Annotated in this window: 15 protein-coding genes, 2 pseudogenes and 1 other annotated feature; of the genes and pseudogenes, 7 read left to right on the plus strand and 10 right to left on the minus strand. The window is 57.9% G+C overall.

Features of this window, described 5'->3' with window-relative positions; all coding sequences use genetic code 11:
• The first annotated feature begins 6 nt into the window (after positions 1 to 6).
• The 5 genes and pseudogenes from J4O76_RS18760 (at position 7) to J4O76_RS18780 (ending at position 12,549) form a co-directional block, all read left to right on the plus strand.
• Positions 7 to 1,308: an HlyD family type I secretion periplasmic adaptor subunit gene (locus J4O76_RS18760; RefSeq protein ID WP_426283578.1), complete on the plus strand. Its 1,302-nt coding sequence runs from the start codon at positions 7 to 9 to the stop codon at positions 1,306 to 1,308.
• A gap of 1,375 nt (positions 1,309 to 2,683) precedes the next feature.
• Positions 2,684 to 8,893, plus strand: coding sequence for a M10 family metallopeptidase C-terminal domain-containing protein (locus tag J4O76_RS18765; RefSeq protein WP_426283580.1), 6,210 nt, complete (start codon positions 2,684 to 2,686; stop codon positions 8,891 to 8,893).
• A 795-nt stretch (positions 8,894 to 9,688) separates the two neighbouring features.
• Positions 9,689 to 9,880: a hypothetical protein gene (locus J4O76_RS18770; protein WP_426283582.1), complete on the plus strand. Its 192-nt coding sequence runs from the start codon at positions 9,689 to 9,691 to the stop codon at positions 9,878 to 9,880.
• A 114-nt stretch (positions 9,881 to 9,994) separates the two neighbouring features.
• Positions 9,995 to 11,186, plus strand: a pseudogene (locus J4O76_RS18775) (IS3 family transposase).
• Positions 10,228 to 10,343: a sequence feature (AL1L pseudoknot), on the plus strand. Its footprint overlaps the pseudogene before it by 116 nt.
• Before the next feature lie 253 nt (positions 11,187 to 11,439).
• Complete coding sequence (locus J4O76_RS18780) at positions 11,440 to 12,549, plus strand: DegT/DnrJ/EryC1/StrS family aminotransferase (protein ID WP_426283583.1); 1,110 nt, start codon at positions 11,440 to 11,442, stop codon at positions 12,547 to 12,549.
• Positions 12,550 to 12,581: 32 nt separating this feature from the next.
• Here J4O76_RS18780 and J4O76_RS18785 read toward each other — a convergent pair whose 3' ends face one another.
• The 8 genes from J4O76_RS18785 to rfbC form a co-directional block, all read right to left on the minus strand.
• A complete protein-coding gene (locus J4O76_RS18785) occupies positions 12,582 to 14,135 on the minus strand; it encodes a hypothetical protein (protein ID WP_426283585.1) in 1,554 nt (517 codons plus the stop codon).
• A 103-nt stretch (positions 14,136 to 14,238) separates the two neighbouring features.
• A complete protein-coding gene (locus tag J4O76_RS18790; protein WP_426283587.1) occupies positions 14,239 to 14,865 on the minus strand; it encodes an acetyltransferase in 627 nt (208 codons plus the stop codon).
• Positions 14,866 to 16,380 carry a lipopolysaccharide biosynthesis protein gene (locus J4O76_RS18795; RefSeq protein ID WP_426283589.1) on the minus strand — a complete coding sequence of 505 codons (1,515 nt, stop codon included), beginning with the start codon at positions 16,378 to 16,380 and terminating at the stop codon, positions 14,866 to 14,868.
• Between the two features lie 190 nt (positions 16,381 to 16,570).
• Positions 16,571 to 17,857 (minus strand): exopolysaccharide biosynthesis polyprenyl glycosylphosphotransferase, encoded by a 1,287-nt coding sequence (locus J4O76_RS18800; protein ID WP_426283590.1) that lies wholly within the window; start codon positions 17,855 to 17,857, stop codon positions 16,571 to 16,573.
• A 418-nt stretch (positions 17,858 to 18,275) separates the two neighbouring features.
• The gene (gene rfbA, locus J4O76_RS18805) at positions 18,276 to 19,145 is read right to left on the minus strand and encodes a glucose-1-phosphate thymidylyltransferase RfbA (protein WP_426283591.1); all 870 of its coding nucleotides are present in this window, start codon (positions 19,143 to 19,145) and stop codon (positions 18,276 to 18,278) included.
• Positions 19,142 to 20,071 (minus strand): dTDP-4-dehydrorhamnose reductase, encoded by a 930-nt coding sequence (gene rfbD / locus J4O76_RS18810; protein ID WP_426283592.1) that lies wholly within the window; start codon positions 20,069 to 20,071, stop codon positions 19,142 to 19,144. The genes rfbA and rfbD overlap by 4 nt, the downstream gene beginning before the upstream one ends.
• Positions 20,068 to 21,123, minus strand: coding sequence for a dTDP-glucose 4,6-dehydratase (gene rfbB / locus J4O76_RS18815; protein ID WP_426283593.1), 1,056 nt, complete (start codon positions 21,121 to 21,123; stop codon positions 20,068 to 20,070). The genes rfbD and rfbB overlap by 4 nt, the downstream gene beginning before the upstream one ends.
• Before the next feature lie 11 nt (positions 21,124 to 21,134).
• Entirely contained in the window at positions 21,135 to 21,704 is a 570-nt protein-coding gene (rfbC, locus tag J4O76_RS18820; RefSeq protein ID WP_426283594.1) for a dTDP-4-dehydrorhamnose 3,5-epimerase, read from the minus strand.
• Positions 21,705 to 22,224: 520 nt separating this feature from the next.
• Here rfbC and J4O76_RS18825 point away from each other — a divergent pair.
• Positions 22,225 to 23,292: a mannose-1-phosphate guanylyltransferase/mannose-6-phosphate isomerase gene (locus tag J4O76_RS18825; protein ID WP_426283595.1), complete on the plus strand. Its 1,068-nt coding sequence runs from the start codon at positions 22,225 to 22,227 to the stop codon at positions 23,290 to 23,292.
• A gap of 169 nt (positions 23,293 to 23,461) precedes the next feature.
• Here J4O76_RS18825 and J4O76_RS18830 read toward each other — a convergent pair whose 3' ends face one another.
• Positions 23,462 to 24,469 (minus strand): GDP-mannose 4,6-dehydratase, encoded by a 1,008-nt coding sequence (locus J4O76_RS18830; RefSeq protein ID WP_426283596.1) that lies wholly within the window; start codon positions 24,467 to 24,469, stop codon positions 23,462 to 23,464.
• A gap of 295 nt (positions 24,470 to 24,764) precedes the next feature.
• Positions 24,765 to 25,500, minus strand: a pseudogene (locus J4O76_RS18835) (DUF1176 domain-containing protein).
• A gap of 283 nt (positions 25,501 to 25,783) precedes the next feature.
• Between J4O76_RS18835 and J4O76_RS18840 the strand changes: the two are divergent.
• Positions 25,784 to 26,047, plus strand: a complete 264-nt coding sequence (locus J4O76_RS18840) for a hypothetical protein (RefSeq protein ID WP_426283597.1) — start codon at positions 25,784 to 25,786, stop codon at positions 26,045 to 26,047.
• Positions 26,048 to 26,474: the final 427 nt, after the last annotated feature.

The raw sequence follows: 26,474 nt of genomic DNA on the forward strand, positions 1-26,474 counted from the left end.
AATCGTATGACAGACACCCATCTCGAAGACCTAGCCGACCGCATTCATCCCAAGGCGGTGTCGAATCTTCTCCTTTGGCTGATCTTCGGCTTCTTCGTTCTGTTCGTTATCTGGGCGGCGCTTTCAGAACTCGACCGCACCGTCCACGCTCCGGGCAGGGTGGTGCCTTCGAGCCGACTCCAAGTGGTCAGCAACCTCGAAGGGGGCATCGTCTCGCAGATCCTTGTTCATGCAGGCGACATCGTCCGCCGCGGACAGTCGCTAGTCCTGCTCGACCAAACGCAAGCAGGTGCCGATTTTGGCAGTTCGGAGGCGACTGTCGGCGCCTTGTCAGCCAAGATCGCACGGTTGGAGGCCGAGATTGCTGGCCGCGATCCTATTTATCCGGCCCCAACAAGCCCTGCCATGGTCGAACAGATCGGTATTGAGCGCTCGCTTCACGCCGCCCGGATCGCCGACCTCGCAAGTCTCACCTCGGGCGCTGCAGCGCGCGAGTCGGGTGCGCAGCGCGCCGTCTCAGAGGCACGCTCAGCCTACCAGTCGCGGGTCACTGCGCGCGACACCGCGCGACGCCAGCTCGACCTCATCCGCCCGCTAGTTGAGCGTGGAATCGAACCGCAGGCGACGCTGATCCAATTGGAGAACGACGCTGCCGTGTCGGGTACCGATGCGGCTCAGGCAGCCGCGGCGATCTCGCGCGCTGAGGCCGGGGTCAGCGAGGCGCGCGCGGCGCTTACACAGGGCCGCCAAGCATGGCGCGCGCAGGCGGGTACCGAGCTTGCTACCGCGCAAGGCGAGCGTGCGGCACGGCGCCAAGCGATGCCCGCGCTCGCTGCCAAGGTCCGTCGCGCTACCGTGGTTGCCCCGCTCGACGGCAAGGTCAATCGGGTGATGGTGACCACCGTCGGGGGTAGCATTGGCGCCGGCCAGCCGATCGCCGAGGTGGTGCCAAGCGCCGACGCGCTCACGATCGAAGCGATGGTCGCGCCAAAGGACATTGCCTCGATCCGCATCGGCCAGCACGCCAAGGTCAACATCACCGCTTACGAAAGCGGAGTCTATGGTGGCATGGACGGCCACGTCACCACCATCTCGCCAGACGCCACGGTCGAGGAACGGACCGGCGAGAGCCACTATATCGTTAGGGTTCGCGCCGATGCTCAAAGTTTCCGTGATCCCAACGGACGCCAGCTGCCGATCGGTCCCGGAATGACCGCCGACGTCAACCTGATTGGTGAGAAGCGGTCAATTTTGTCCTACCTCTTGACGCCCTTTACTCGGCTCAGTGAGCGGGCATTTCGAGAATGATGGCGCGAGCGGGTAAACAAGCGAACTCGGAATTCCTGTCAATGATTAGTGGGCTTCGCTGTTTAATACACGTCCCGGCTTTCACCAATAGACCGCGCTATATGCTCGCTGTTATCCAGGCGAAATCCGGTCAGGTCATTTGAAAGGTAATCACAGGCGCCGCGCCTGCTTCTACGCAAAGGCGAACTGCGTTTCAAACACGCTTGATGGATGCCATGCGCCGGCGCGAGCCGATCACGGCCTAGCTGACAGGTATCGGACCGCCGCGCGGGTGCCAGCATAATTACGATCGCACAGTCGTCAGTGATGCGGAACACGTCGAACTTTGACAACAAGCCAATTTAGAAAACGGCCGGTAAGAATGGGCCGCGCACGAGCGAATAGTCGATAAGCGACTTCAGGCATGAGGTCGGAACAGTCCGCTAGCCCCAAAATGCGTCATCACCAACCGACACCAGAAGGTTGGGGGCGGTATGCGCGCCCTCCCCTGCACGCGGGACGACACGGGCTAACTACGCGCAAGCCATATAACGACGTTATTTATTATTGGTCGTCAGCCCCCCGCTCGCGCCGCAGCGATGTCCGCGTAGCCACCGCAATACTTAGTTTTTTTCAGGCCCTCGAGCACTTGCATGCCACAATAGTCCTTGCGCCGCATGACCACGTCGCGAAGAACCAGCACACGCCCATCGTGCAATTCCACCGTCAGATGACCGTCAGCTCCTACCCTAACGAACGCCGTGGACAAGGTCCGGCGTCCTATAGCCCCTGCGGGCAAATCCACCGGGGTATGCGTCGGTATGGATCGGCTGGGGACCCCTGCTGCAGAGACCGGCACTGGGATTGGTCCCTGAGCGGCCTGGTCGCGGTCATTAGCGTCTTGCCCGGTCGAACTAGGGGCTGGCGAATCCAGCCTTGCCTTGCCTGAACTTAAAGCGATCGTTTTCAAAACGGGACTGGACCTGCGCATGGCGGCATCCTGGGGTGAAAGCATGGATACGGCGAGCGCCGCAAAAATTGATAGAAAATTGCGGAGCATGGCGTTCTCCGTCCCTTGGACACCGCTGTTGATAAGCGAACTCCAGCCTAGAGTCACGAGTGGTCGAGACGGAGCGGTGTTAGCCATGAGCAAAAGGGGGCACAGGCAGCATCCACCGCGGCCTGCTTTCAGATACAGTCAATCTTCAGGCTGATCTGTAGCCGGTCCCTTGCATCGCCCCTCACGGTGTTTTGTGCCGAGTTGAAGACTCGCATCACATTGGTCAAACTCGCTATTGACCGGTTCCCGCGTACCGTGAATACATGAAGTAATTGTCATCGATTGCGAGTGAAACCAGCCGCAGAAGCGGGCCTGTGTCATAAGAGGGGACTATCAATGAGCATCTCTGATCACGGTAGCATTGCGCCCAACGACGTGGTGATCGGTATTCGAAATCGGCCCGCTGAAACCGATCCCCTGCTCGGCAACACCGTGACAGAATCGCCCATCGGCAACGGTGACCTTACGTGGGATACGCTATCGGAAATCGACCAAGTGACGATCGCCGACGAAGAAGCCGACGGCACCACCCCAAAGAGTGCCAATTCGCTCGGCGTCGATCCCACCAGTGCCAATCCGGTCGGCAACAATATCGGCACGCTGCTGCCGCTCGGCACCAATCCGGACGGAAGCCACTTCTTCACGGGCAACCGCAACGTCGACGCCACCCTGATCGGCTCCAAATGGGGTAGCCTGAACCTCACCTACAGCTTCCCGACGTCAGGCTCGAACTATAACGGCAGCGGCTACGACACCAACGGTGTAAGCCTCTATCACATTGATCTGGGCACGCAGCAGCAAGTCGCTGCGCGTGCCGCCTTCGCTCAGCTCTCAGCGGCAACAGGCCTGACGTTCACTGAGATCACGGATACGGACACGGTTCACGCCAACATCCGCATCTCGCAGAGCGCCGACAACGATGTTGCGTCCGCCTATGGTAACTTCCCGTCCGATACCAAGGGCTTGGCCGGCGACATCTGGTTCGGCCGCACCAGCCAACCTTATTACGACCTCGCCTTTAAGGGCACGTGGGGCTACGCCACCATGATGCACGAGATCGGCCACACCATGGGGCTGAAGCACGGGCACCAGGATTACACGTTCAGCGATCTGTCCTCCTACTTCGGGACCGCGCCGCGCTACGGCACCCAGTCGCTGACCCCGGACCGTGACGGGCAGGCGTGGTCGCTGATGACCTATACGCCCGCGCCGTTCACCAACAGCAACTTTGCTGGCGAAAAGATCAACCAACCGCAGACGTACATGCAGTACGATTTGGCCGCGTTGCAGTATCTGTATGGCGCCAACTACAGCACCAATTCCGGCGACAGCGTCTACACCTTCAGCCAAGCAACCGGGGAAATGTTTATCAACGGCGCTGGCCAAGGTGTGCCGTCGGGCAACAAGATCTTCCTCACGGTCTGGGACGGCGGTGGCAACGATACGATCGACGTCAGCAACTATTCGAACGGCGTCACGGTCGACCTGCGTCCGGGCGAATTTTCGACCTTCGATCAGGCGCAGCTGGCCAACAGCCTAGCCTATCAGGGGCTGACCGCTCTGGCGCCCGGCAACATTGCCATGTCGCTGCTCTACGACAACGACACCCGTTCGTTGATCGAGAACGTCAAGGGCGGCGCGGGCAATGATGTCCTTGTCGGCAACACTGCTAACAACATTCTCGACGGCGGTACCGGCAGCGACGCGGTGATCTTCACCAATATCACTGGCGTAAGCGTCACCATGAACGACACCGGGGCGGACGTCGTCGTGACCCACGATGGCGAGACGGACACCCTGCGCAACATCGAGAATATCGGGGGCACCGTCGGCAACGACACCCTGATTGGCAACAGCCAGAACAACATCCTCAGCGGCGGAGCCGGCGGGGCCGACACTCTGTCGGGCGGTGCCGGCGACGACCGCCTGATTGGCGGCGGCTTCACAACCACCACGACCGTCTCGGCACCGTCGCAGCCCGACATCACCAAGCCGCAGACGGTTAACAACGACAGCATCGCGACGGCGGTGGCCACTGCGGGCTTCTACGACGTCGACGCCAACGTGAACATCACGAGTTCGGCCAGCATCCCACACGCGACCGTGAATGCCGCGGCGGCAGGCGGCTCTTTGGAGTATTACCGGGTCGACGTGACGGTGGCCGGGTCGCAGGCGATCTTCGACATTGACGGAACCGGCACGCTGAGCGACAGCATTATCGAGTTGGTTGACAGCGCTGGCACCGTGCTGGCCAGCAACGACACCGGCCCGGGCGATCTTGGCACGACAGTCAACGACGACGCCTACATCACCTATACTTTTGCCACCGTAGGTACCTACTACCTCCGCGTTGGTCAGTACTCGGCTGCAACCGGAAGCGTTGCCCAGCCTTTGACGGCCGGGCAGACCTATCAGCTGAACATCTCACTTCAAGACGCAGCGGTCGTGACAACAACGGTCGCCGCTAACAACACTAGCAGCCTGGTAGCGGACGGCGGCGAGGGCAACGACTTCCTGCAAGGAACGATCGTCAACGATATCCTGAGTGGCGGCAACGGCAACGACACCGCGTCTTTCGTGAACGCCTTCAGCGCTGGCTCGACGACGGGCGTGACGGTCGACCTGAACGTGCAGGGCGTGGCGCAGGATACGGTCGCGGCAGGTAGCGACACCCTGACGGGCATTGAGAACCTGATTGGCTCGGCACTCAACGACACCCTGATCGGCAACGCCGACGCTAACGTCATCGAAGGCGGCCTCGGCAACGACTCTCTGGCCGGCGGCGCGGGCAGCGATACCGCCTCTTACGCAGGCGCTAGTACCGGCGTGACGGTAAGCCTTACGCTCCAAGGCGCTGCACAGAATACGGTTAACGCGGGCACCGACACGCTAAACGGGTTTGAGAACCTGCTGGGCTCTGCGTTTAACGACACTCTTAGCGGCGATACTACCGCGAACGCCGTCTCGGGCGGCGCGGGCAACGATACGCTCAGCACCGGTGCGAATGTGGGCGGCACCGTCGACCTGCTCGATGGAGGCGTTGGGTCGGATACTGCTTCGTTCGCAGACTACACCGCCAACGTCACGGCGCGGCTGAACGGCGCGAATGACGGAACCGCCAACATTGCTGGCGCAGCGATCGCCACCTTACATAGTATCGAAAACCTCATGGGCGGTGCCGGCAACGACATCTTGGTCGGCGACGACAACGCCAACGTAATCGAGGGTGGCCTTGGCGACGACGTCCTCGACGGTGGCGCAGGCATTGACACAGTGTCCTTCAGCGGTGCGACGGCGGTGACGGTCAACCTCACGGCGCTGACCGCTCAGGGCGTGGGCAACGACACCATAATTGGGTTCGAAAACGTTCGCACCGGATCTGGTAACGACACAGTCATCGGCGACAATGGCGACAATATCTTCTTCGATGGCGGCGGCGCAGATTCCTATACCGGTGACATCGGGTTGGACACGGTCGATTATTCCACTTCCACGTCGTCGGTCACCGTCAACCTCAACACCACTACCGCCCAGACAACCGGCACTTTCGGTGGCAGCGACACGCTAAGTGGGATCGAGAACCTAATCGGTGCGGCAACCCTTACCAACACCCTGCGGGGCGGTGACACCACGTCCAACCGGCTGGTCGGCGGCGCGGTTGCGGATTTACTGATCGGCAACGGTCTGGCTGACACGTTGATCGGCGGTGCCGGTAATGACGTGATCTTCGGTGACTATGTCAATACGTTGAGCACAGTGGCAACGACGGCCGACGGCAACGACGTGCTCGAGGGCGGCGACGGCAACGACAGCTTGATTGGTGGTCTGGGTAACGACATCCTGCGCGGCGGCGCCGGCGACGACATCCTCGTCGGCGGCATCGCCAACGCGACCATCGCCGGACTGAGCACCGTTTATACCAACGATGGCGGTAACGACACGTATGACGGTGGCGACGGCACTGATCTCGCCTACGCGTATTATACGGATCACACGGCAGGAATCCGCTTCGACCTTGGCAACCTGGCGGGAAACAGTGCGATCATCGGCGACGGCGTCGACATTGGTTCCTTCACTAGCATTGAGCGCGTAATTTTCCGTGGTGGCAGCGGCAACGACGTCGTTCGCGGTGGCGGCACCTTGGACACGCTGGTGGGCAACGCCGGCGACGACGTCCTCGACGGCTGGTACGGTAACGACACGCTGTCCGGCGGGCTTGGCAACGACACGCTCAATGGCGGCGAAGGACTGGATACCGCCACTTATGTCAACTCGACGGCAGGCGTGAACGTCGACCTGCGGCTCCAGGGCGTCGCGCAAGATACGGGCGGCGAAGGTGTCGATACGCTGGTCGACATCGAGTATCTGACTGGCTCGAACTTTGGCGACACCCTGCGCGGCAACGACGACTTCAATCTGCTTATCGACAATGCCGTTTCCTCCACCACCGCACTTAGCCAAACGGACTCGTTGTTCGGTTACGGCGGTAACGACAGCATCTTGGTAACCCGCGTTGCGGGGACGGTCGCGACCAACGTCAACATGGATGGCGGCGCTGGCGACGACTTTATCGAGCTGCGCAGCGGTACGCTGTCGTCGGCGCTCGCGGCGAATGCCGCAGGCCTGTCGAGCGCAACCTATGCGGCGCTGGGCGCGACATCAAACGATCGTAACCTTGACATCGTGACCGTCGATGGGGGTGCGGGCAATGACCGCATCATCCTAAGTGGTGTGGCCAGCGCCGCAATTAACGCCGGCTCAGGCAACGATACCGTCAGCATCAGCATGCGTGGTGCGACCACCGTCAACAACTATCAGCTCACTCTAGGAGCAGGCGCCGACCTCATCCAGTTCGGCGTGGGCGCGACCGCCGCTTTGTCGACGGACGTGGCGACCACCGCCCGTACGAGCCGCGTAAACGATTTTGAGATCGGCAACGCGGGTGACAAGTTCGAGATGACCAACTTCTTGAACCTGGGCCTGACCGGTTACACCGCCAACAGCAACGCCTTCGCTGACGGCCATCTGCGGCTGGTCCAATCGGGCGGAGACTTGCTGCTACAGGCAGATCGCGACGGTGTGGGGACGGCCAACGGCTTCGTGACCGTCATGACAATCGGCAACGGCTACACAGGCGGGTTCACGGCGTTTAACTTCGACGGCTTCATCGGCGACCTCACGCTGTCCGGCTTCTCTGCGAATGAGACCATCACCGGCGCCACTGGCAATGACGTCCTCAGCGGTGGAGACGGCAACGATGTGCTGATCGGCCTAGCCGGCAACGACACGCTGAACGGCGGCAACGGCAATGACGTACTCGATGGGGGCCTCGGAGCGGACGTCATGAACGGCGGAGCCGGTAACGACCGCTACGTCATCGACAATCTCGGCGATCAGGTCAGCGAGTTCGGCGGCAGCGGTACCGACACGGTTTCAGCGAGCATCAGCTACGTTCTAGGCAATGGCTTGGAGCATCTGACACTGACTGGCACCGACTCGATCAGCGGCACCGGCAATGATGCCAACAACATCATCACCGGTAATGTCGGACGCAACATCTTATCGGGTGGGGCCGGCGACGACATTATCGTTACCGTCACCAGCGCCTATTCGCTCACGACGAACGGTGGCTTCGACCAGGTCGATGGCGGCAGCGGCAACGACACGCTGGTGCTGGGCGGATTCCAGTCGGACTATCGCGTGCTTAACGCCAACGGAAGCACTTACCTAGTGACTACCAATGGCGCGACCCAGGTGACGGGCATCGAACAGGCTGCTTTTGGTAGCGGCACCGCCTTGTCCTTCTCAGCCGTAACGGCGAGCATTGCTACGTTCGATGGGCTGAGCTACATCGCCAGCTACGCCGACTTGCGCAACGCGATAGGCTCCAACGCAGTCAGTGGCGAGCAGCACTTTCTGCAGTACGGTTTCGCCGAAGGCCGGGGCGTGACGTTCAACGCACTCGAATATCTTGACTCTTATAGCGACTTGCGCGCTGCGTTCGGCGGCGACACGACCGCCGCGGCGAACCACTTCATTCAGTTCGGCGCAGCCGAGAACCGGACGGTCACGTTCGACGCCTTCGCCTATCTTGCCTCTTACGGAGACCTTATCCGGGAGTTCGGCACTGACGAAAATGCCGCGGCACGACACTTCATTACCTTTGGGGCGACCGAGAACCGGACGGTCACTTTCGACGCAATTAGCTACGCGGCTGCCAATCCTGATCTTGCTGCGATCTTCGGAACGGACAAGGAGGCCCTTACCCGCCACTATGTCGAGTACGGCTATGCCGAAGGTCGCTCGACTGGATCCGCGACAGCGAGCGCTGCAGCGTTTGACACACACTCGGTCGGCACACCTACGGCAATTGTCGACACACACGCGGTCGAGGCACCTGCCGCTGCAGATAGCCTTGCCCATGCGTTTATTGGCATGGCGGGTGTCGCTGGCGAAGACCATGGAGATGTCCTCCTGATGTCCGGCAAACCCTGGTTCACACCTGAGCTCATGCATGACGTCAATAACATTGCCGTTATCGCCTGACCGGCAACGCACAATCCCATGAGCCATCTATGATGGCTTGTGGAACCGGCCGGCGGGAAGGCGCTTCCCAGCCGGCCTTTTTTTTACTCTGACGGTCTTCATTCCGCTAGAGAGTACCTGCCGCCGTCATAACGACTGGTCGTACAGTCAGCCATGTGCCTCACTCCTAACTAAAAGCAGGGCACCTTCGGGTCATTTAGGGGGCCACCTCAGGCGGAGCCTTTTAACGGGTTGATGGCAGCTCTTTGAACGATGCCGTGAAGCTTCTTCCCTTCGATGACGATCAAACGGATCGGCCGAAAGACATAGCGAATGCACAATCACGTGAAGGCAGCCGAATTCGTTACATAGAGCGCTTCTACAATCAGGCGTGCCGTCACTCGATGCTCAGTTATATCAGTCTCATGGACTTTGTGCGGTAGGGACGGATAGCGTAATTTCGTGTCCATCGGATCGGCAGCAGCTCATCCTGTCTATGTGCCTACTTGCCGGGGCGAAAACTGCTACCTATTAGGGGAAGGCCGGGGAGGGGCGATGACGGAAGATGAGTTGCGACAGTCGATGGAACTGCGTTTCCAAACGATGAGCCTACGGGAGTGGTGCCGACTAACGGGATGCCATGCCGGGCATGTAAACGAGTTCATTAAGGCCAAGCGCGGACCACCTTCCGATCTACTTGCGGCGTTAAACTTGCAGATACGATATGTTCGAGGATATCGCGTGAAATCGGTGAAATCTTAGCGGCCGTCGGCCCTCAGTCGTACACCCGAAGTCAGTCCGATACCGATCTGCCCTGTGGCCCGGGCGTCCGCTGGCACCTATGCCGGCGGCGCCGACAGCATCACGAGCGGCTCGCTGATCCGGACTTCGGCAAATGCGGTCTGGGACCGGGCCGGCACTCCGCTCAGTGCACCCGACATCGATTGGCGCCGCAATGTGGAGATCGCGCCGCTGCCGATCGTGACGCTCAACTGCCGCCCGGACTGACCCATTGGGCCAAACTGAACCGCCCCGGGTTTGTCGGAGGCTCAAACGCCTGAGAAGGTGGAGCCATGACGAAAGACGACGAGCAAGTTTGCGCCCGAGGTCCGCGAGCGAGCGATGCGGATGTCCTTCGATCACGAGCGGGATTGTACGTCCCGATGGGCGACCGTGGTATCGATTGCCGAAAAGATTGGCTGCGTTCCGCAGACGCTGCATGAATGGGTCAAGAAGGCTGAGGTCGATAGCGGCGAGCGTGCCGGTGTCCCGGCCGAGGTTGCTGACAAGGTAAAGGCGTTGGCATGCGACGTCCGCAAGTTGCGGAAGGCCAACGAGATTCTGCGTAAGGCATCGGCATATTTCGCGCAGGCGGAGCTTGACCGCCTGTTCCGGAGATGATCGCTTTCATTCACGATCACCGCGATGCCTATGGGTCGAGCCGATCTGCCGTGTCCTGCCGATCGCCCCATCCACCTACTACGAGCACGTCGCGCAGCGACAGGATCCATCGCGTCTTTCAGCACAGGCGCGTGAGGATCTGACCCTCAAGCCCGAGATCGCTCGCGCGTTCGCAGAGAACTTTGCGGTCTACGGCGTGCGGAAGGTATGGCGGCAGATGATGCGGGAGGGCTTCGTGATCGCCCGTTGCACCGTCGAACGGCTGATGCATGAGATGGGCTTGGCAGGCGTGGTCCGGGGCAAGCCGGTGCGTATGACGATCAGCGACAAGGCGGCACCGTGCCCGCGCGATCACGTCAACCGCCTCCTGAGCTTGTCGAAGGGTCTTTGCGCCAGCGCCGAACAGGCGTGGGGTGTCGGGCTTCACCTATGTCGCGACCTTGGCAGGGTTCGTCTACGTCGCCTTCGTCATCAATACCTACCCCAGACGGATCGTAGGCTGGCGCGCTAGCCGGACGGCGCACGCCAGCTTCGTCCTGCTCTCGAACAGGCGCTCCACGATCGCCGTCCGACTCTTCGGGGTGGCCTGATCCATTATAGCGACTGTGGGTCGCAATACGTGTCCAGCAAGTACACAGAGCGCCTTGCCGAGGCCGGCATCGAGCCATCGGTCGCCCGTGTCGGCGACAGCTACGACAACGCTTTGGCCCAAACGATCGACGGTCTCTATAAAGCCGAGGTGATCCAGCGGCGCGGACCCTGGCGCAGCTTCGAAGCCGTCGAGTACGCCACGCTTGAATGGGTCGGTTGGTTCAACCATCGTTGCCTGCTGGAGCCCATCGGCAACATCCTCCCCGCCGAGGCCGAAGATCAATATTATGCTGCCGCGGACAACATCGATATGTCAGCATGACTCACAACCCAAGGCCCCCAGCAGACCCAGGACGGTTCATCGATGACGCGATCGTCGGGCTGAGGACCACCAGTTCGTAGCCCTTTCCCAATGCCAATCCATCCGCTATGAAAGCGACCGCTACGCCAGCTCGAAGGCTCAGTCAGGCTAACGGGCTGTTAGGCAATACGTGTTGCTAATAAGGGTCAAACATACAGCCCTTGCGCCGTATGGGTGCTAATGCTCCGATCCGTCCTAGTTACCGGAGTAATCGTTGACAAATTCCATCTATGTGAGCCGCCCCTTTCTGCCTGATTTTGGTGAGATGCTACCACTTCTGCAGGATATCTGGGATCGTCGGGTGCTGACTAATGGCGGTCCGTACCATCAGGAACTGGAAGCGGCGCTTAGCGAAAGGTTCGACGGTCGCCAGGTTTCGCTGGTTGCCAATGGGATGTTGGCGCTGACCGTCGCTATCGATGCGGCCGGCCTCGAAGGTGAGGTCATAACCACGCCTTACTCCTTCGTCGCCACGACCCATTCGGTGAAAATGGGGCAGCTAACGCCAGTCTTCGTGGACATCAAGCCTGATGACCTGAACATCGATCCAACTCGAATCGAAGCAGCTATTACGCCGAGAACGTGCGCTATCGTTGCGGTTCACTGCTACGGCAACCCTTGTAATGTCGATATGATCGAGGATATTGCCAAACGTCACAACTTGGCGGTGATTTACGATGCGGCACACGCATTTGGCGTGCGTTTCAACGGACGGAGCGTACTGTCCTTTGGAGATTATGCGACGTTAAGCTTCCACGCTACCAAGGTTTTCAACACTTTCGAAGGCGGTGCGATTGTAACAGGAACGTCAGAGAATAAGGCTCACATTGATACGCTGAAGAACTTTGGAATTACTAGTGAATCTAGTATCCCCGAAGTTGGTGGAAATGCTAAAATGAGCGAATTTAATGCTGCACTCGGCACTCTTCAGCTTAAGCATTTCGACAACGTGGTGCGCCAACGTGGCATAATCGATAAACGATATCGTGAAGCCTTAGCCGACGTGCCAGGGATACAGTGCCTGCCTATTCCGGTAGGGGTAGAACCCAACTTTTCATATTTTCCTATCCTAGTTACTGAGGAGTACGGGGAAAGCCGCGACCAGCTTTATAATCGCATGAAAGAAGACTCGATCTATACTCGTCGTTACTTCTTTCCATTACTTTCCGGCCTGCCTATGTATCGCGACCTTCCGTCGGCGGCTGCCGAAAATCTCCCGGTTGCGATACGAGCGGCGGAGCAAGTCCTATGCCTACCGATCTATCCGGATCTATCCACCGAGGACCAAGATCGTATCATCGAACCCATTCGGCGCCGAATTTAGGCGCCGTTTCACACGACAACCTTTTCTTTAAGCTACTGCTTTGAAGGCTTTTTTCGAATTCCGAGGCGGCGCGCTAACGGACGTGCGAGGTCACGCGCCAAGTAAGACACCGCCTCACCTATAGGCTCATATCCAAACGCAACGGCACGAATATGTGCTCCAATACTATCCATTGCAGGAAGTTTCGCGATTACGTCGCGCAGGGCGGCCGGGTTTGTGCGCGATGCCAAGACAATGTTTTCGGAAGTTACGGCGCAATCCGTCACTGGGATTTGACGGGGCTTATGCCCAGCGCGGGCTATCAACTCGTACAACGCGTTGAACTGATCCCCAAAACATTCGTCATCGCGTATAAGCATACGCCGCAACGCCGCAGCTTTTTCGCGCGTCGTTGTTTGATTGTCGAGCAGGTCGATAATGTAAGCAATGTAATCAGATTCTGTTCGCTGCCGGACAGCGATCGATGAAACGCGCTGCTGATTTACTCTGAGCGGATTTTCAACCTCTGCAAAAGCAGGCACGGGAAAAGCTTCACCATAGGCAACGGCCTCGGTCAAAGCACCCAACGAGGGCATCGGAAACGACTCTAGACAAATGTCAGAGGCTTCATAGTAGGGCCTGGGATCTGCTACGGGTCCGACTAGCGTAACGCGTCTTTCATTACGAATACCCGATGGTACCAGGACACTATCTGCCGCCACCCCGATAACAAGAACGTGAAGTTCTTCTCTAGTTTCCAGGAGTTTGCCAAGCGTTTCAAAAAAGTTTATACCTCCGGATGGCGTAAAGTACGCTTCCGCACCGATCGTCATCGCTACTAAACCATCACGCGGAAGTCCAAGCCGCTCCTTAGTTTGATTTTTATTGACATCGTGCCAATGCAGGCGATCCAATCCTAATGGACCTTCCAAAAGCGCGCATGCCTGCGGAAATCTATAACGCTCGGTGAGTTCTCGAAAGTAAGGCATGGTGTTAATAATAACGTCGGCTACGCCACTGCCGAGTGAATAGGAGAAATGGGCATGGTTGAACATTGCGACCGGACAGCCAGTTGGTACTGCGTACGCCAGTACGGGAACCGCATCATCCGGATGATGGTGTAAAATGACGCGATCATATACACTGCTGATCGATCGCAGGATCTGTGCTCGTCGACGAATACTGTCGCTCGGATTGAGAAGCGTGATTTTAGCGCCACGATCATCAGCGATCGCCGTTAGATATTCGGGCATGGGGCCGCTTTGCCGCGTAACCACGATATCGTGAGATGAGCCCGAATCCCGTTGCACCCACTTGGCTAAAACACGGGAATGTCCGCCAGTAAGATAAAGTTCTGATGCCACGTGCAAGGTACGCGTCTCGCCTGCAACCGATCCCGGCAGCGGCGCAGAAAGAGGGCCCGTTTGTAGGACGCGCCCCGCTTCGAGAAGAATATTTTCGACCACACCGTCCGCAAAGCGGCCGGGGTGGGCAGCCCATGCATAGCGGGCAACCTCTTCGGCCCGCTGTAGCAAATCGGGATCCCCCCGCACCGAGAGCTTCACTAGGTTGTTTCGAAGCAACTGGTATCCGAAATCGTTGACCAACAACTGCCTTTCGGCAGCACGGTCTACGGATACGCTCGAGTCATGGAGATGAGGCATTGGTTCGCAACTTTGATAAGGGCGCTGAGGGGGGCCTATGACAGCGTTAAGGCTGCCTATGAGGGTCATGTGAAGAACGCGCCGGTACGCCTAACACTGTTGTATGGCTGACAACGTCACCTACCACTACGGCTCCTGCGCCAATCGTAGCGCCTACACCGACCCGAAGACGGCGAGCCGGTACGCCATTGCGGATGACAGCCCCTGCCCCAACGAACACCTTATCATCGATTTCTACCCAACCGTTGCACGAAACACGCGGCGATACGGTAACGAAATCTCCCATAATGCAATCATGAGACAAATGACTCAGGACGTTGACGATAACGTGCTGGCCTACGCGCACGTCATTGTTGACGATGCTTCCCTCACAGATAATCGACCCCTCCCCTATGACGGCAGATGGCGCAACAATCGCCGATGACGCTACGATGGTGCCGTATCGACGTTCACCGAGCCGCTCCCGGAGCCCAAACCGCAATTGGGGATCACCGATTGCCAAGATCACAAGATCATCATCTCGAAGGGCATCCGGCATTACGTGCTCAAGACCCTGCACCGGCCCCCCGCCAGTATCCGTCACAAAAACAATCGCGGCATCCGGGAAACGGCGACGCACGATGTCGGCAGCCTCTCGTCCCATTCCCCCCGTACCGAATATCGCCCAACGCATTCAAAACAGTCCTTCATCATGTGTTGAGTTCGACCTCTGTACGGGGTCCGCTGCTCGCCGCCCCTTGCGTTGGCGCACCATGTCAGTGACCAAGTCAAGCGCATCGGTAAAGGCACGGACCTTTAACATGTAACATGCCAAGATATAGGTTATGCCCCCACTCAAGACGGCTAAAGGCAATATCATTACAGGCCACAGTACTAGATGAACGATTAGGAGAACGACTGTAGACATCAGAAGGGTAGGAATTACGAACTGACCAAGGTCACGTATTTGCGCTGTGGTACCATATCCAACGCGCTGCCCCATTGGTGCCGCGTTAAAATGAAACGCCACGACGCTTAGGACAACCTGCGCCCAGGCAAGACCCTCTACGCCATAGATTGTACCGACCAAGACAAATCCAACGCCCATAAGCTTCTTGATAACTTCAATGCGAAAGAAGCGAGCAGATCCCCCATGTGCGAGCAATGCTTGGAGATTAAGCGCATGCATGGGATACAGTAAGCCCCCAATCGCCAAGATAGATAGAATGGGCGCCGCGGCCTTCCATTTATCGCCAAATAACGTCGTCACAATCGGATCCGCAAGCAGAGAAATACCGATCATCGCCGGAACGTTTACGAGCATTACCAGTCCTATGGCAGTACGTAACCCCCGCCGGACTGCTTCTGGTTCATCAATGCGCGCAGCAAATAACGGCAAGGTTATTCTGCCTATCACAGAATATAGCGTCATCGAGGGCAATTGCTGAGTACTGGCCGCCCTATTGTAAAATCCAAGGTCCTGCACGCCATACAATTTGCCAACCAGCAAGGCTGACCCCTGCGTATATATAATCTCTAAAACGCCGGATAAGCTGATCCACGTTCCAAATCCCAGCAAAGGCTTCAAAACTGTAGGGCTAAAGCGCCAAGCCGGTCGCCACGGCGAAAACACCCAGAGAGAGATTGTACCGATAAACGCGGCAGTGCACGCTTGGGCAGCAAGAGCCCAAATACCAAACCCGGCAAATGCGGCAGCTAAACCAACAGTCCCGGAAATTACTGAGGCAAATATGCCCGAGATCATGGTGAGATCGAACCGGAGGTCTCGTGCAAGTAACGCCGAATGCACCGAGCCTAAAGCCGACAATACAATTTGAACCCCTGCGACGATCATCAGCGGCGCAAGTAAGGGTTGATTATAGAACCGAGCAATTACATCGCCGCTGACATACAACGCTGCTGCCATTGCCGCGCTGAGTGCCAAGCCGAGCCAGAAGATTGCGGTTTGTTCCTCATGGGTTGGATCGGCGCGCTGGATCAGCGCGGTGGCAAACCCCCCCTGTATGAATATACCGGATAAGCTTGTGAAAAACGAAACAATGGCAATGACGCCAAAGTCAGCGGGCGTGAGCAACCTTGCAAGTACAACCGAAACGAAAAACTGGAGACCTTGTCGAAGAGCAAGGTCAAGCGCACTCCAGAGGCCTGCTTTTGCGGCACTTGCTCGTGTGGCGATAGGCTGCACCATGTTGATCACTTATTCCACATGCATAACGGACAATGGTATTGGTACGGGCCGAGTCAGATTGGCACCACCTTGAATTAGTCGACGCCACGATACAATATGACTACTACGCTATTTCAAAAAGTGGTATGACTTTAAATGACATCGACTCCGTTACCACCGAGGTTAAAATCATAGTATCATGAAAACTGAATTAGAACGCGTTACGGTGAACGAGTACTTTGAACGTTAGTATAATAATTTGAATATCGCGCCAGATTGTCCAGTTTTCGAGATACTCAAGATCTGCTTGTAGCCGGTTAGACAAATCTGATTCCAAAACCGTTTCACCGCGAAAACCACGCACCTGCGCCAATCCCGTCAAGCCTGGTTTGATCGCGTGCCTATGCCAATATCTCGGATCAACCTCCCAATACAGCTTGTCAGCCGCTTTGGCGCTATGGGCGTGGGGCCGCGGGCCTACAACGCTCATGCGGCCTTGAACGATATTAAAAAGTTGAGGGAGCTCGTCGATACTCGTTGCGCGAATAAAACGTCCGACGCGTGTCACACGATCATCGTTCTTGGTGACTAGACGGACAGCACCACTATCAGCCTGCTCGTGACGGAGGCTACGAAACTTGAAGATGTGGAACGTCTCGTTATCTCGACCAATACGCAGTTGGCGGAAAAACACTGGACCTGAGCTATCGATTTTGATGCAAACGCTAATCAGCGCGAGCAGCGGACTCAGGACGACGAGCGCTATACCCGATATTACAAGATCAAAGCCCCGTTTAATGCCGCGATCAAACATATCAAACGGGCCCGCGGACACTACCAATGTCGGGACTGAACCGAAGCTATCAACACCCAGCGGCGAGTAGGAACCAAGCTCAGGGAAAATGATCTCACCCTGCACGCTCACCCCCTTGAGTGTATGGGACCAAGCTTCACGGCGGTCGGGAGCACACGCCACGACCACACGGTCGGCGCTCCTTAGGGTTTTTGCCAAGCGATCGTACATCATCGGATCATGATTTTCAGGATCGAACTGATCTGCGGCCTGAACGATCACGGAGAACTCACCGGTGGGCACCGGCTGCTCACCATCCCGAATCAGCATGATGTTGAAAGGGCTACCACCTATTATAGTCTCGTAGTGTCGTGAAAAATAATATCGCCCGACCGCAATTAGGCCACTCGCCAATACAAAACCGAGTATCGGAACACTGCGCGGCCATGTTATTGTGAACTTTAGGGAAAATCCTACTAAGGCCAAGGCCATGATCGCAAACGTCATGGCCTTGAGGCTACGACCTACTGAAAGTAGAGAGCTTCGTAAATTCACGCTGCTGTAGGCATGGTTATTGATTGCGGCGATAAAATATAGTGGAACGATAGTAAGAAAAAGAAATGGCCAATCGTGATTTATGAGCCACAAAGGACGGCTCGCGGCAGCCACACCAAACCCTCCGAGAATCCCGACGAGATCGATCAACAGGAGGCAAAAGAAGCTGCGCGTTCGGAGCGTTGCCGATCGAGGTTGCCACTTCGTTTTCATTTGCGTAACCGAAGCTTTCATGTCGTAGAATCCGTGTGTCGGCGAGAAAATGTCATCGCCAGTGGCTCGTCACGAATCCACATAGCTCGTAGGCTGGCATAACCAACGGACGCATAAAACCGCATTGTCACAACGCTTTACCTGACTGATAACCGGAAGCCAAATGTCGAACGACGCACCAATGTAGCGCTTAGCGACCTGGTGCACCGTCTGCGTTGCATACTTAACTGGGCTTTAACCTCTTAAATTCGTGTAGCCGATTGTACTATCCGTTCCTTTGGATTGCCGTGATCACCGTCGCCTCACGCGGTATTTGCCCACAATATCCGTAGTGCCAATCTTCCTGTGCATTGGGTCATGCTCTGTCCACGGCTCGCAAGATCGCACGACCATAGGCAGTCTTTTTAAACGCCTCACCTCGCGAACGTGCTTGGTTGGCGTCAATGAACTTCATTTCGAATGCAATTTCTTCCAGGCAGGCAATTTGGATCCCCTGCCGATGCTGCAACGTCCGTACAAATTCTGACGCCTCAAGCAGGCTGTCGTGCGTGCCGGTATCAAGCCATGCGTAACCACGGCCCATCTGTTCGACGAAAAGATCTCCGGCCTCCATGTAAAGCCGGTTGAGATCGGTGATCTCGAGTTCGCCACGTGCCGACGGTTTCAGGTCGCGCGCGAGCTGAACGACGCGATTGTCGTAGAAATACAACCCGGTGACCGCGTGATTTGACTTAGGAGCCTCGGGCTTCTCCTCGAGGCTAATCGCCTTTCCGCCTTCGCCGAACTCGACCACGCCGTAGCGCTCGGGATCCTCGACCCGATACGAAAACACCGTTGCGCCACTTTTGCGCGCGACCGCGCTCGCCAGCAGGTCCGTCAGGTGCGCCCCGAAGAATATGTTGTCCCCGAGCACCAGCGCGACATTGTCGTCGCCGATGAAGTCCGCGCCGATCGTGAACGCCTGGGCAAGGCCTTCGGGTTTTGGCTGTTCGGCGTAGGCAATGGTTAGGCCGAGCGCCGAGCCGTCACCGAACAGGTTCTTGTAATTGCCGATATATTCGGGGCTCGAGATGATCAGGATGTCGCGGATGTTAGCGAGCATCAGTACCGACAGCGGGTAATAGATCATCGGCTTGTCGTAGACCGGCAACAGCTGCTTGTTGACCGCCAGCGTGGCCGGGTGAAGCCGCGTACCCGAACCGCCTGCGAGAATGATGCCCTTCACGCGCGTGTCTCCTTGTTGGGTGCCCCGAGTAGCTCGTCGAGGATGTTGCCGAGCGCGGTCTGCCACGCTGGCGGATGAATGCCGTAGTCACGGATGATCGCGTCGTGGCTGAGTAGCGAATTGGCTGGCCGCGTTGCTGGTGTCGGGTATTCGGCGGTGGTGATGCCTTGCACCTCGGCGCTAGCCCCGCCGCGTACGGCGCTCTGTGCGAAGATTTCACGGGCAAATCCGGCCCAGGTGACGGCACCGGCGTTGCTGAAATGATAGGTGCCGGTCGGTGCGGTGAGATCCTCGACAAGCCGCATCGTGATTTTTGCAAGCGCTGTCGCGAGGTCGGTGGCCGACGTGGGGCTGCCGCGCTGATCGTCCACGACCCGCAGAGTGGGGTTGCTTGCACCAACGCGAAGCATCGTCTTGATGAAGTTGTTGCCGTGCGCGCTGACCACCCAAGCGGTGCGGACGATCGCGTGGCGTGCGCCCGAGGTGCGCACGGCAAGTTCGCCACCTAACTTCGAGGCACCGTACACCCCTAGCGGGGCAACCGGATCGGACACCTCCCAAGCACCATCACGCGCGCCGTCGAAGACATAGTCGGTCGAGACCTGGACGATCGGGATGCCGGCCTTGGCGCAGGCTTCCGCAAATGCCGCGGGGGCCATCGCATTGACCGCCCAGGCGGTGACGGCATCGCTTTCGGCCTTATCAACGGCGGTGTAGGCACCGGCTGAGATGACGGCAGCCCAGGGTTGGGACGCGACCATCGCGGCGATCGCGGCGGTATCGCGCAGATCAAGTTCGTCGATGTCGATTGCGGTCACGGCCCAGCCTTCGGGCCAGGCAAAGCGCCTTAGCTCGGTACCGAGCTGGCCATTACCGCCGGTGACGAGTATCCGCCTCACAGTATCGATGATACCGGCCTCGCTCATACAGAAAGCCCTCGTCGCTGATCGGCCTTGTGCTCGGCAACGATCGCTTCCCACCAGCCCTGATTGTCGAGATACCAAGCGACGGTTTTCTCAATGCCGGTCTCGAACGTCTCGGCAGGCTCCCAGCCAAGCTCGTTCTTGATCCGGCTCGCGTCGATCGCATAGCGCTTGTCGTGACCAGGGCGGTCGGCGACGTAGGTGATCTGTGACGCGTAGGACTGGCCATCGGCGCGCGGACGCAACCGGTCGAGGATCATGCAGACGGTCTTTACGACCTCGAGGTTCTGCTTCTCGTTGTTCCCGCCGACATTGTAAGTCCGGCCGGGCTCACCCTTTTCGAACACGGCGTGCAGTGCACGGACGTGATCCTCGACGAACAACCAGTCGCGGACCTGATCGCCCTTGCCGTAGACCGGCAGATCGGCGCCGGCGAGCGCCTTGACGATCATCAGCGGGATCAGCTTTTCGGGGAAGTGATACGGCCCGTAATTGTTCGAGCAGTTGGTAATCAGCACCGGCAGCCCGAAAGTGTGGCCCCAGGCACTGACGAGATGGTCCGAGCCAGCTTTCGACGCCGAGTAAGGCGAGCGCGGGTCGTAGGGCGTTTCCTCAGTGAAGAGCCCGGTATCGCCGAGCGAGCCGTAGACCTCGTCGGTTGAAATATGATGGAAGCGGAACGCCGCCTTGGCTTCGTCATCGAGGCCGAGCCAGTAAGCACGCGCTTCGCTCAGCATCGTGAAAGTACCAACGACGTTGGTCTGGACAAACGCGCCAGGGCCGTCGATCGACCGGTCGACATGGCTTTCGGCTGCGAGATGCGTGACGATCTCGGGTTTGAACTCAGCGATCGCAGCCTTGACGGCCTCGGCGTCGCAGATGTCGCCTTGGACGAAACGGTAGCGGTTTGAACTGGCAACGCGCTCCACTGTCGACAGCGTGCCGGCATAGGTCAGCTTGTCGAAGTTGAGAACCTCATGATCGGTGTTCTCGATCAGGTGACGGACGAGGGCCGAACCGATAAAGCCGGCCCCGCCGGTGACGAAGATACGCATGGATTTATCCTTCAGGCGAGCGGCGCCAGCGGGCGGCCGTCATAGGGGAAGGGGCTGTCGAAGTCGGCGAGCAGTGGCTGCACCGCATCCTTAGCCGACAGTTCGGGAACGGTACCAACGGGCATCGGCCAGTCGATACCAATCGCGGGGTCATCCCAGCGGATGCCACCATCGCTTTGGGGCGCGTAGGTGTCCGAGCATTTGTAACTGACTTCGCAATTATCCTCGAGCGTCACGAAGCCATGCGCGAAGCCGATCGGGATGAACAGCTGATCGCCGTTTACGGCAGACAGCTCGACACCAACCCATTTTCCGTAAGTCGGTGAGTCCTTACGAATGTCGACGGCGACGTCGAAAATCGCGCCTCGCACGCATCGCACTAGCTTGTCCTGTCCGCGTGGCGGGGTCTGAAAATGCAGCCCTCGCAACGTAAACGCTGGCACCGAAAGGGAATGATTGTCCTGCACGAAGGTACAGGGAATACCTAGCTGCTCGAACGCGGGCACCGAATAGATTTCGGTAAACCAGCCACGCGCATCGCCATGACGCTTAGGTGAAATTAGTTGAACTGGGTTACTCATATTCTCGCCATAGATGGCTGATCACGGCTGCGCAATCTCTGCCCCAGAGCGACGATCGCTCTATAAAAGACGCACGAATACGGGTTACCGTCCCACTCGCCTCCCTATCAGATACGATGATATTTTTACGGTTTTGTGACGCTCCGAAGCCACTGCTTGAGAAAAAGTCATTGCTTACCAATGTCATACGTGCTTGCGCCAAAGCGAGTGACGCCATTCCGAAATGTAACGCAGAGCCAATCCACATACTATAACACAGACCTGACTCGAACACCCAAGAACAAGATAATTACATAACCGTTTATAATATAGACCGCCGCACCGGAAGTAAGTTTTAAGACAATATCGAAGCATACCCGATCACCTTAAACTTTAGTATTCATATCCATACTTACAATGCCGTTGATCAATTTTAATATTCTTTCTATCAGAGCCCGCTTTGCCTACGCATCTCAGCACAGGCCTTACCAATCAGATATTGCAGGCATAAGAGCTACAGCTCGTGTCGGCAGGAGGCTTCATGACTACGCTTAAAATCGTTCCCGTTATCCTCTCAGGCGGTTCAGGCACACGCCTGTGGCCCATGTCGCGGCCCGAAATGCCCAAGCAGATGCTGGCGCTCACGGCAGCCGAGACGATGCTGCAATTGACTGCGGGCCGCACGCGGGGCGAGCGTTACGCGGCGCCGATCATCGTAGCCAATACGCGCCATGCCGATCTGGTCGAACAGCAGCTCGCCGATGCGGGCGCAGCCCCCCAGGCGCTGATCCTCGAGCCCATGGGTCGCAACACCGCGCCTGCAATCGCACTTGCCGCGATCGCAGCCGGTGGTGGCGGCGATGCGTTGCTGGTGATGCCGTCTGATCACGTCATCGGCGACGTCTCCGCGTTCCATGCCGCGATCGAAGCGGCGATGCCGCTGGTCATGCAAGGCTGGCTCGTCACGTTCGGCATCGAACCCGACGCGCCGGAGATCGGCTATGGTTGGATCCAGATCGGCGACGAACTGCAGCCCGGCGTCAACCGCGTCGCACGGTTCGTTGAAAAGCCCCCGCTCGAAAAGGCGCAGTCGATGTTCGCCAGCGGCGATCACGCCTGGAATGGCGGTATCTTCCTGTTTCTCGCCGACGCCTATCTCAAGGCACTCGCGCAGTTTGATCCGGGCATCCTGACCGCCACGCAGAAGGCGATGGACGAGGCACGTACCGAGGGCTCGCGGATCTACCCCGACGCGGTCGCGTTCGCCACGTCACCCGACGACTCGATCGATTACGCGGTCATGGAAAAGGCGGACCGTGTTGCGGTCGTGCCGGTCGCTATGGGCTGGAACGACATCGGTAGTTGGGACGCGCTCCACGCGATCAGCGACACCGACAGTGAGGGCAACGCGCACCGGAGCCAAGGCGACGGCAACGTGCTGGCGATTGACACGAGGAACTGCTTCGTCCGGAGCGACGGCGTCCGCGTTTCGTTGGTCGGTGTCGAGGATCTTATCGTGGTTGCGAGCGGTAACGACGTACTGATCATGCCGCGCGGTCGTAGCCAGGAGGTCAAGAAGCTGATTGATGCGATAAAGTCGCAGGATTAGGCCTGAACAGTCCTTACGCCGTGCGACGTCAAAGCGGTCGACCTACAAATCGCGTTACTGAATGCCTGGCCCAGCCGCGGCGTGAACCGGCTGAGTCTGCGCTCAATATGTACGTGCTCGCATCAATCCTGAAATTTGCCAATTGTGCAGAACTAAGCGTGGTGAGATATCAAGCGTTATAGTAGCTTCTATACCATTCGACAAAACGCGGCACACCTTGTGCGATGGTCGTACGCGGTTCAAAACCCAGGTCCCGCTGGATTTCGCCGATGTCTGCAAAGGTGTCGCGCACGTCGCCTGGCTGCATAGGCAGCATCAGGCGTTCGGCTGAACGACCGCACGCCTGCTCGATCAGCGCGATCATCTCACCAAGATCCTCTGAGCGGCTGTTACCGATATTGTAGATCCGGTGCGGGCTTACGCTGCCACCCGCCTTGATCGCACCGTCGTCGATAGGCGGATTGTCGAGGCACGCGACGACGCCGGTGACGATGTCATCGATATACGTAAAGTCGCGCCGCATCCGCCCTTCGCCGAACACTTTGATCGGCTGGCTATCCAGGATTGCCTTAGTAAACAGCCACATTGCCATGTCGGGCCGACCCCAGGGGCCATAGACAGTGAAGAACCGCAAGCCGGTCTGTGGCAGACGGTAGAGATGCGCGTAAGTCTCGCTCATCAGCTCATCCGCCTTCTTGGTAGCGGCGTAGAGCGACAAGGGCTGATCGACACGGTCCTCGACGCGGAACGGCAAAGTGTCGTTGCCGCCATATACCGAGGAGGATGACGCATAGACGAGATGCTCGACCCGACGGTGGCGTCCGATCTCGATCATGTTGAGGTGGCCGGCAAGATTGGCCTGGAGATAGGCGCGTGGGTTCTCGATCGAGTAGCGGACGCCGGCCTGTGCGCCGAGATGGACGATGCGGTCGAAATACTCGCCGTCGAGCGCAGCATCGAGCGCGACGTGATCAGAAAAATCGACCTGTTTGAAGGTGAAGCGTCCGTCCGAATTGGCGGTATCCTTGTCGAGCTCGGCCAGCCGCGCGTGCTTGAGCGTGACGTCGTAATAAACGTTGAGGCTGTCGATACCGAGAACCGTGTCGCCGCGGGCAAGCAGGTGTCGACTGACGTGGAAGCCAATGAACCCGGCCGCGCCGGTAACGAGAACGCGCATAAGGTGTCTCCTGTATCGCCCGGGCCTTACGAAAGGACCGTATTGCCCGGCAAGGAGCATCGACACCATCCCGAACAAACGACCCGTTTGATCAGCTTTTGCCTAGCCGTGGCGCGAGGGCAAAGCTCACGCCTTGCGGCATATCGTATCGATCAAAATTTGCCCCCGTCCGAAACGTGAGAAAACTCGCCTGCCAAAGAGCGACGTATCCCGTACCACTTCCGGGTTTGTTGTTGACGTTGTCGGGCGCGTTTGCCGACGCCTCCCCACCCCGCTCCTTCTTAGAGGGAGGCAGCTAACGGATAACCTTGGCACGCCAGATGGTAATGTAGTCGATGTTGCCGCGGCATTCGCCCATGTCGGCTTGCTCGGATGGGCGGAAGCGCGTGGCGTTCCAGACGAAGCTCTGGCGCGAGCCGCAGTCACCCAGGCCGGCCCTTGGCATAGCTCGTGAGGACGCCGTCCTTGAACTCGCCGTTGATGACGCTTTTTACAGAAGTGCCAGTGTCGGCACCAGTTGCTTCGAAGCCCGAACAGGCATCGAGTTGGGCGGGGGTGATCTTGGTGCCGTCGACGACGAAGACCAGGCCGATCAGATTGTAAGCGCCGGTCGAGCAAGGAAGAATGACCAGTGACTTGCCCCCGCCAAGGGCGTGCGTTTCAGGAGTACTGATTGACTCTCGGACACCGCCGGTAAAGCTGCTCAGATCACAAGTGGCGCGTTTGCGCATCGTTGCGACCTGGGCACCTGTGAGCTTTGCGAGGGTGTCGGAGGGAGCGATCGCAGTGATGACCGGCAGCGGCGGTATGGGCGCGCTTGAGGGTGCTACGCCCTTGGCAACGATCGCGTCGATGCTGCTGACACGACCTTGCTGCGCATCTATGTAGCGAAGCGCGGCATTGGCGCCTTTGAGCGAGAGGGTGGCCAGCGCGCCACCCTTCGCCCCGACGATTTTCAGCGACTGGGCACTGCGATGGCTGCGGCACGTGGCGACATCATGCAGAGCTATGCCGCCCAGCGCTATGCCCATTTTTCTGGAAAGCCCGCGTATAAGCGCGAAACCCGACGTTCACACATCCAACGCTGACCGCCAGTGCCGACACAAACGCATTGCGCGATCAGCCGGATCGCAGTTAGTGCCATATATGAGTGGTTTAACGATTGCGTTGGTATGTTGCGGCATTGTTCTGGTCGCAATGGTGCTTGGACGGAACGGGAACGATCTGGACTGAAGCTATCGTTGCCGAGAATAGAGCCACTTCAACCACGCAGATAGTTTGCCGGAATCGGTCGAGCGGGCATAGATGGACACCATGAACGATAGCGATCTAAACCACCTACGCAGTCTGTTGAACACCGTTAGGCGCATCGACAGTGGTCAAATTCACACGCATGACGGCTCTGGCCTTGATACGACGAATAACAACCTCAAACTATATCGGCACAAAGCCGATCAAATCATCCTAGCGTTGTCAGATCAGCAGCTCGTTGAAGTCTACCGGATTCTGCTCGCAGAACGTGGCGTTCGTAATGATACCTTAGCTAGCGAAATCGAACGTCGAAACATTCATATTTAATAGTGTGATCGCAGTTATTAAAAAGCGCGACTCTTGAATATAGGCCGGTGCATCTATTGCTGTGCAGCAGCCCACTAACAGCAAGCAATATCATCGATAATCTTAGCGATATTTTCGGTGACCGTTTGTAATCAAGGCCGAGAGTGGTAGCCACGCCAACCGCCCTCATATCCGACGCCATGCCTTAGTAGATTACCCGATCGTTTATGAGTAGGCTACAGGGTCTTCGGCTTCCCGGAGGCCTTTTCTTAGAAGCCATACTGATATATTATACTGTCTTCGGCGGCATAATATCGATCTTTGGCTTCGGCAGGCGGGATATTGCCTATGGCCCTAAAAGACGGCAATGGTTACCGCCGCTAATATTCAGCTGGGTTGCGCGTTGCTCATGTTCAGCGGGCGGCGGGACGTTCTCCCACATCGTGAC

It is taken from the genome of Sphingomonas sp. NFX23, from assembly GCF_049887795.1.
GTDB lineage: Bacteria > Pseudomonadota > Alphaproteobacteria > Sphingomonadales > Sphingomonadaceae > Sphingomonas.

What these genes read in the sequence shown, in the direction of transcription:
- J4O76_RS18760 (WP_426283578.1), top strand. Translation starts at nt 7, where the DNA reads ATGACAGACACCCATCTCGAAGACCTAGCCGACCGCATTCATCCCAAG.
- J4O76_RS18765 (WP_426283580.1), top strand. Translation starts at nt 2,684, where the DNA reads ATGAGCATCTCTGATCACGGTAGCATTGCGCCCAACGACGTGGTGATC.
- J4O76_RS18790 (WP_426283587.1), bottom strand. Translation starts at nt 14,865, where the DNA reads ATGCGTTGGGCGATATTCGGTACGGGGGGAATGGGACGAGAGGCTGCC.
- J4O76_RS18795 (WP_426283589.1), bottom strand. Translation starts at nt 16,380, where the DNA reads ATGGTGCAGCCTATCGCCACACGAGCAAGTGCCGCAAAAGCAGGCCTC.
- rfbD (WP_426283592.1), bottom strand. Translation starts at nt 20,071, where the DNA reads ATGAGCGAGGCCGGTATCATCGATACTGTGAGGCGGATACTCGTCACC.
- rfbB (WP_426283593.1), bottom strand. Translation starts at nt 21,123, where the DNA reads ATGCGTATCTTCGTCACCGGCGGGGCCGGCTTTATCGGTTCGGCCCTC.
- rfbC (WP_426283594.1), bottom strand. Translation starts at nt 21,704, where the DNA reads ATGAGTAACCCAGTTCAACTAATTTCACCTAAGCGTCATGGCGATGCG.
- J4O76_RS18825 (WP_426283595.1), top strand. Translation starts at nt 22,225, where the DNA reads ATGACTACGCTTAAAATCGTTCCCGTTATCCTCTCAGGCGGTTCAGGC.
- J4O76_RS18830 (WP_426283596.1), bottom strand. Translation starts at nt 24,469, where the DNA reads ATGCGCGTTCTCGTTACCGGCGCGGCCGGGTTCATTGGCTTCCACGTC.
- J4O76_RS18840 (WP_426283597.1), top strand. Translation starts at nt 25,784, where the DNA reads ATGAACGATAGCGATCTAAACCACCTACGCAGTCTGTTGAACACCGTT.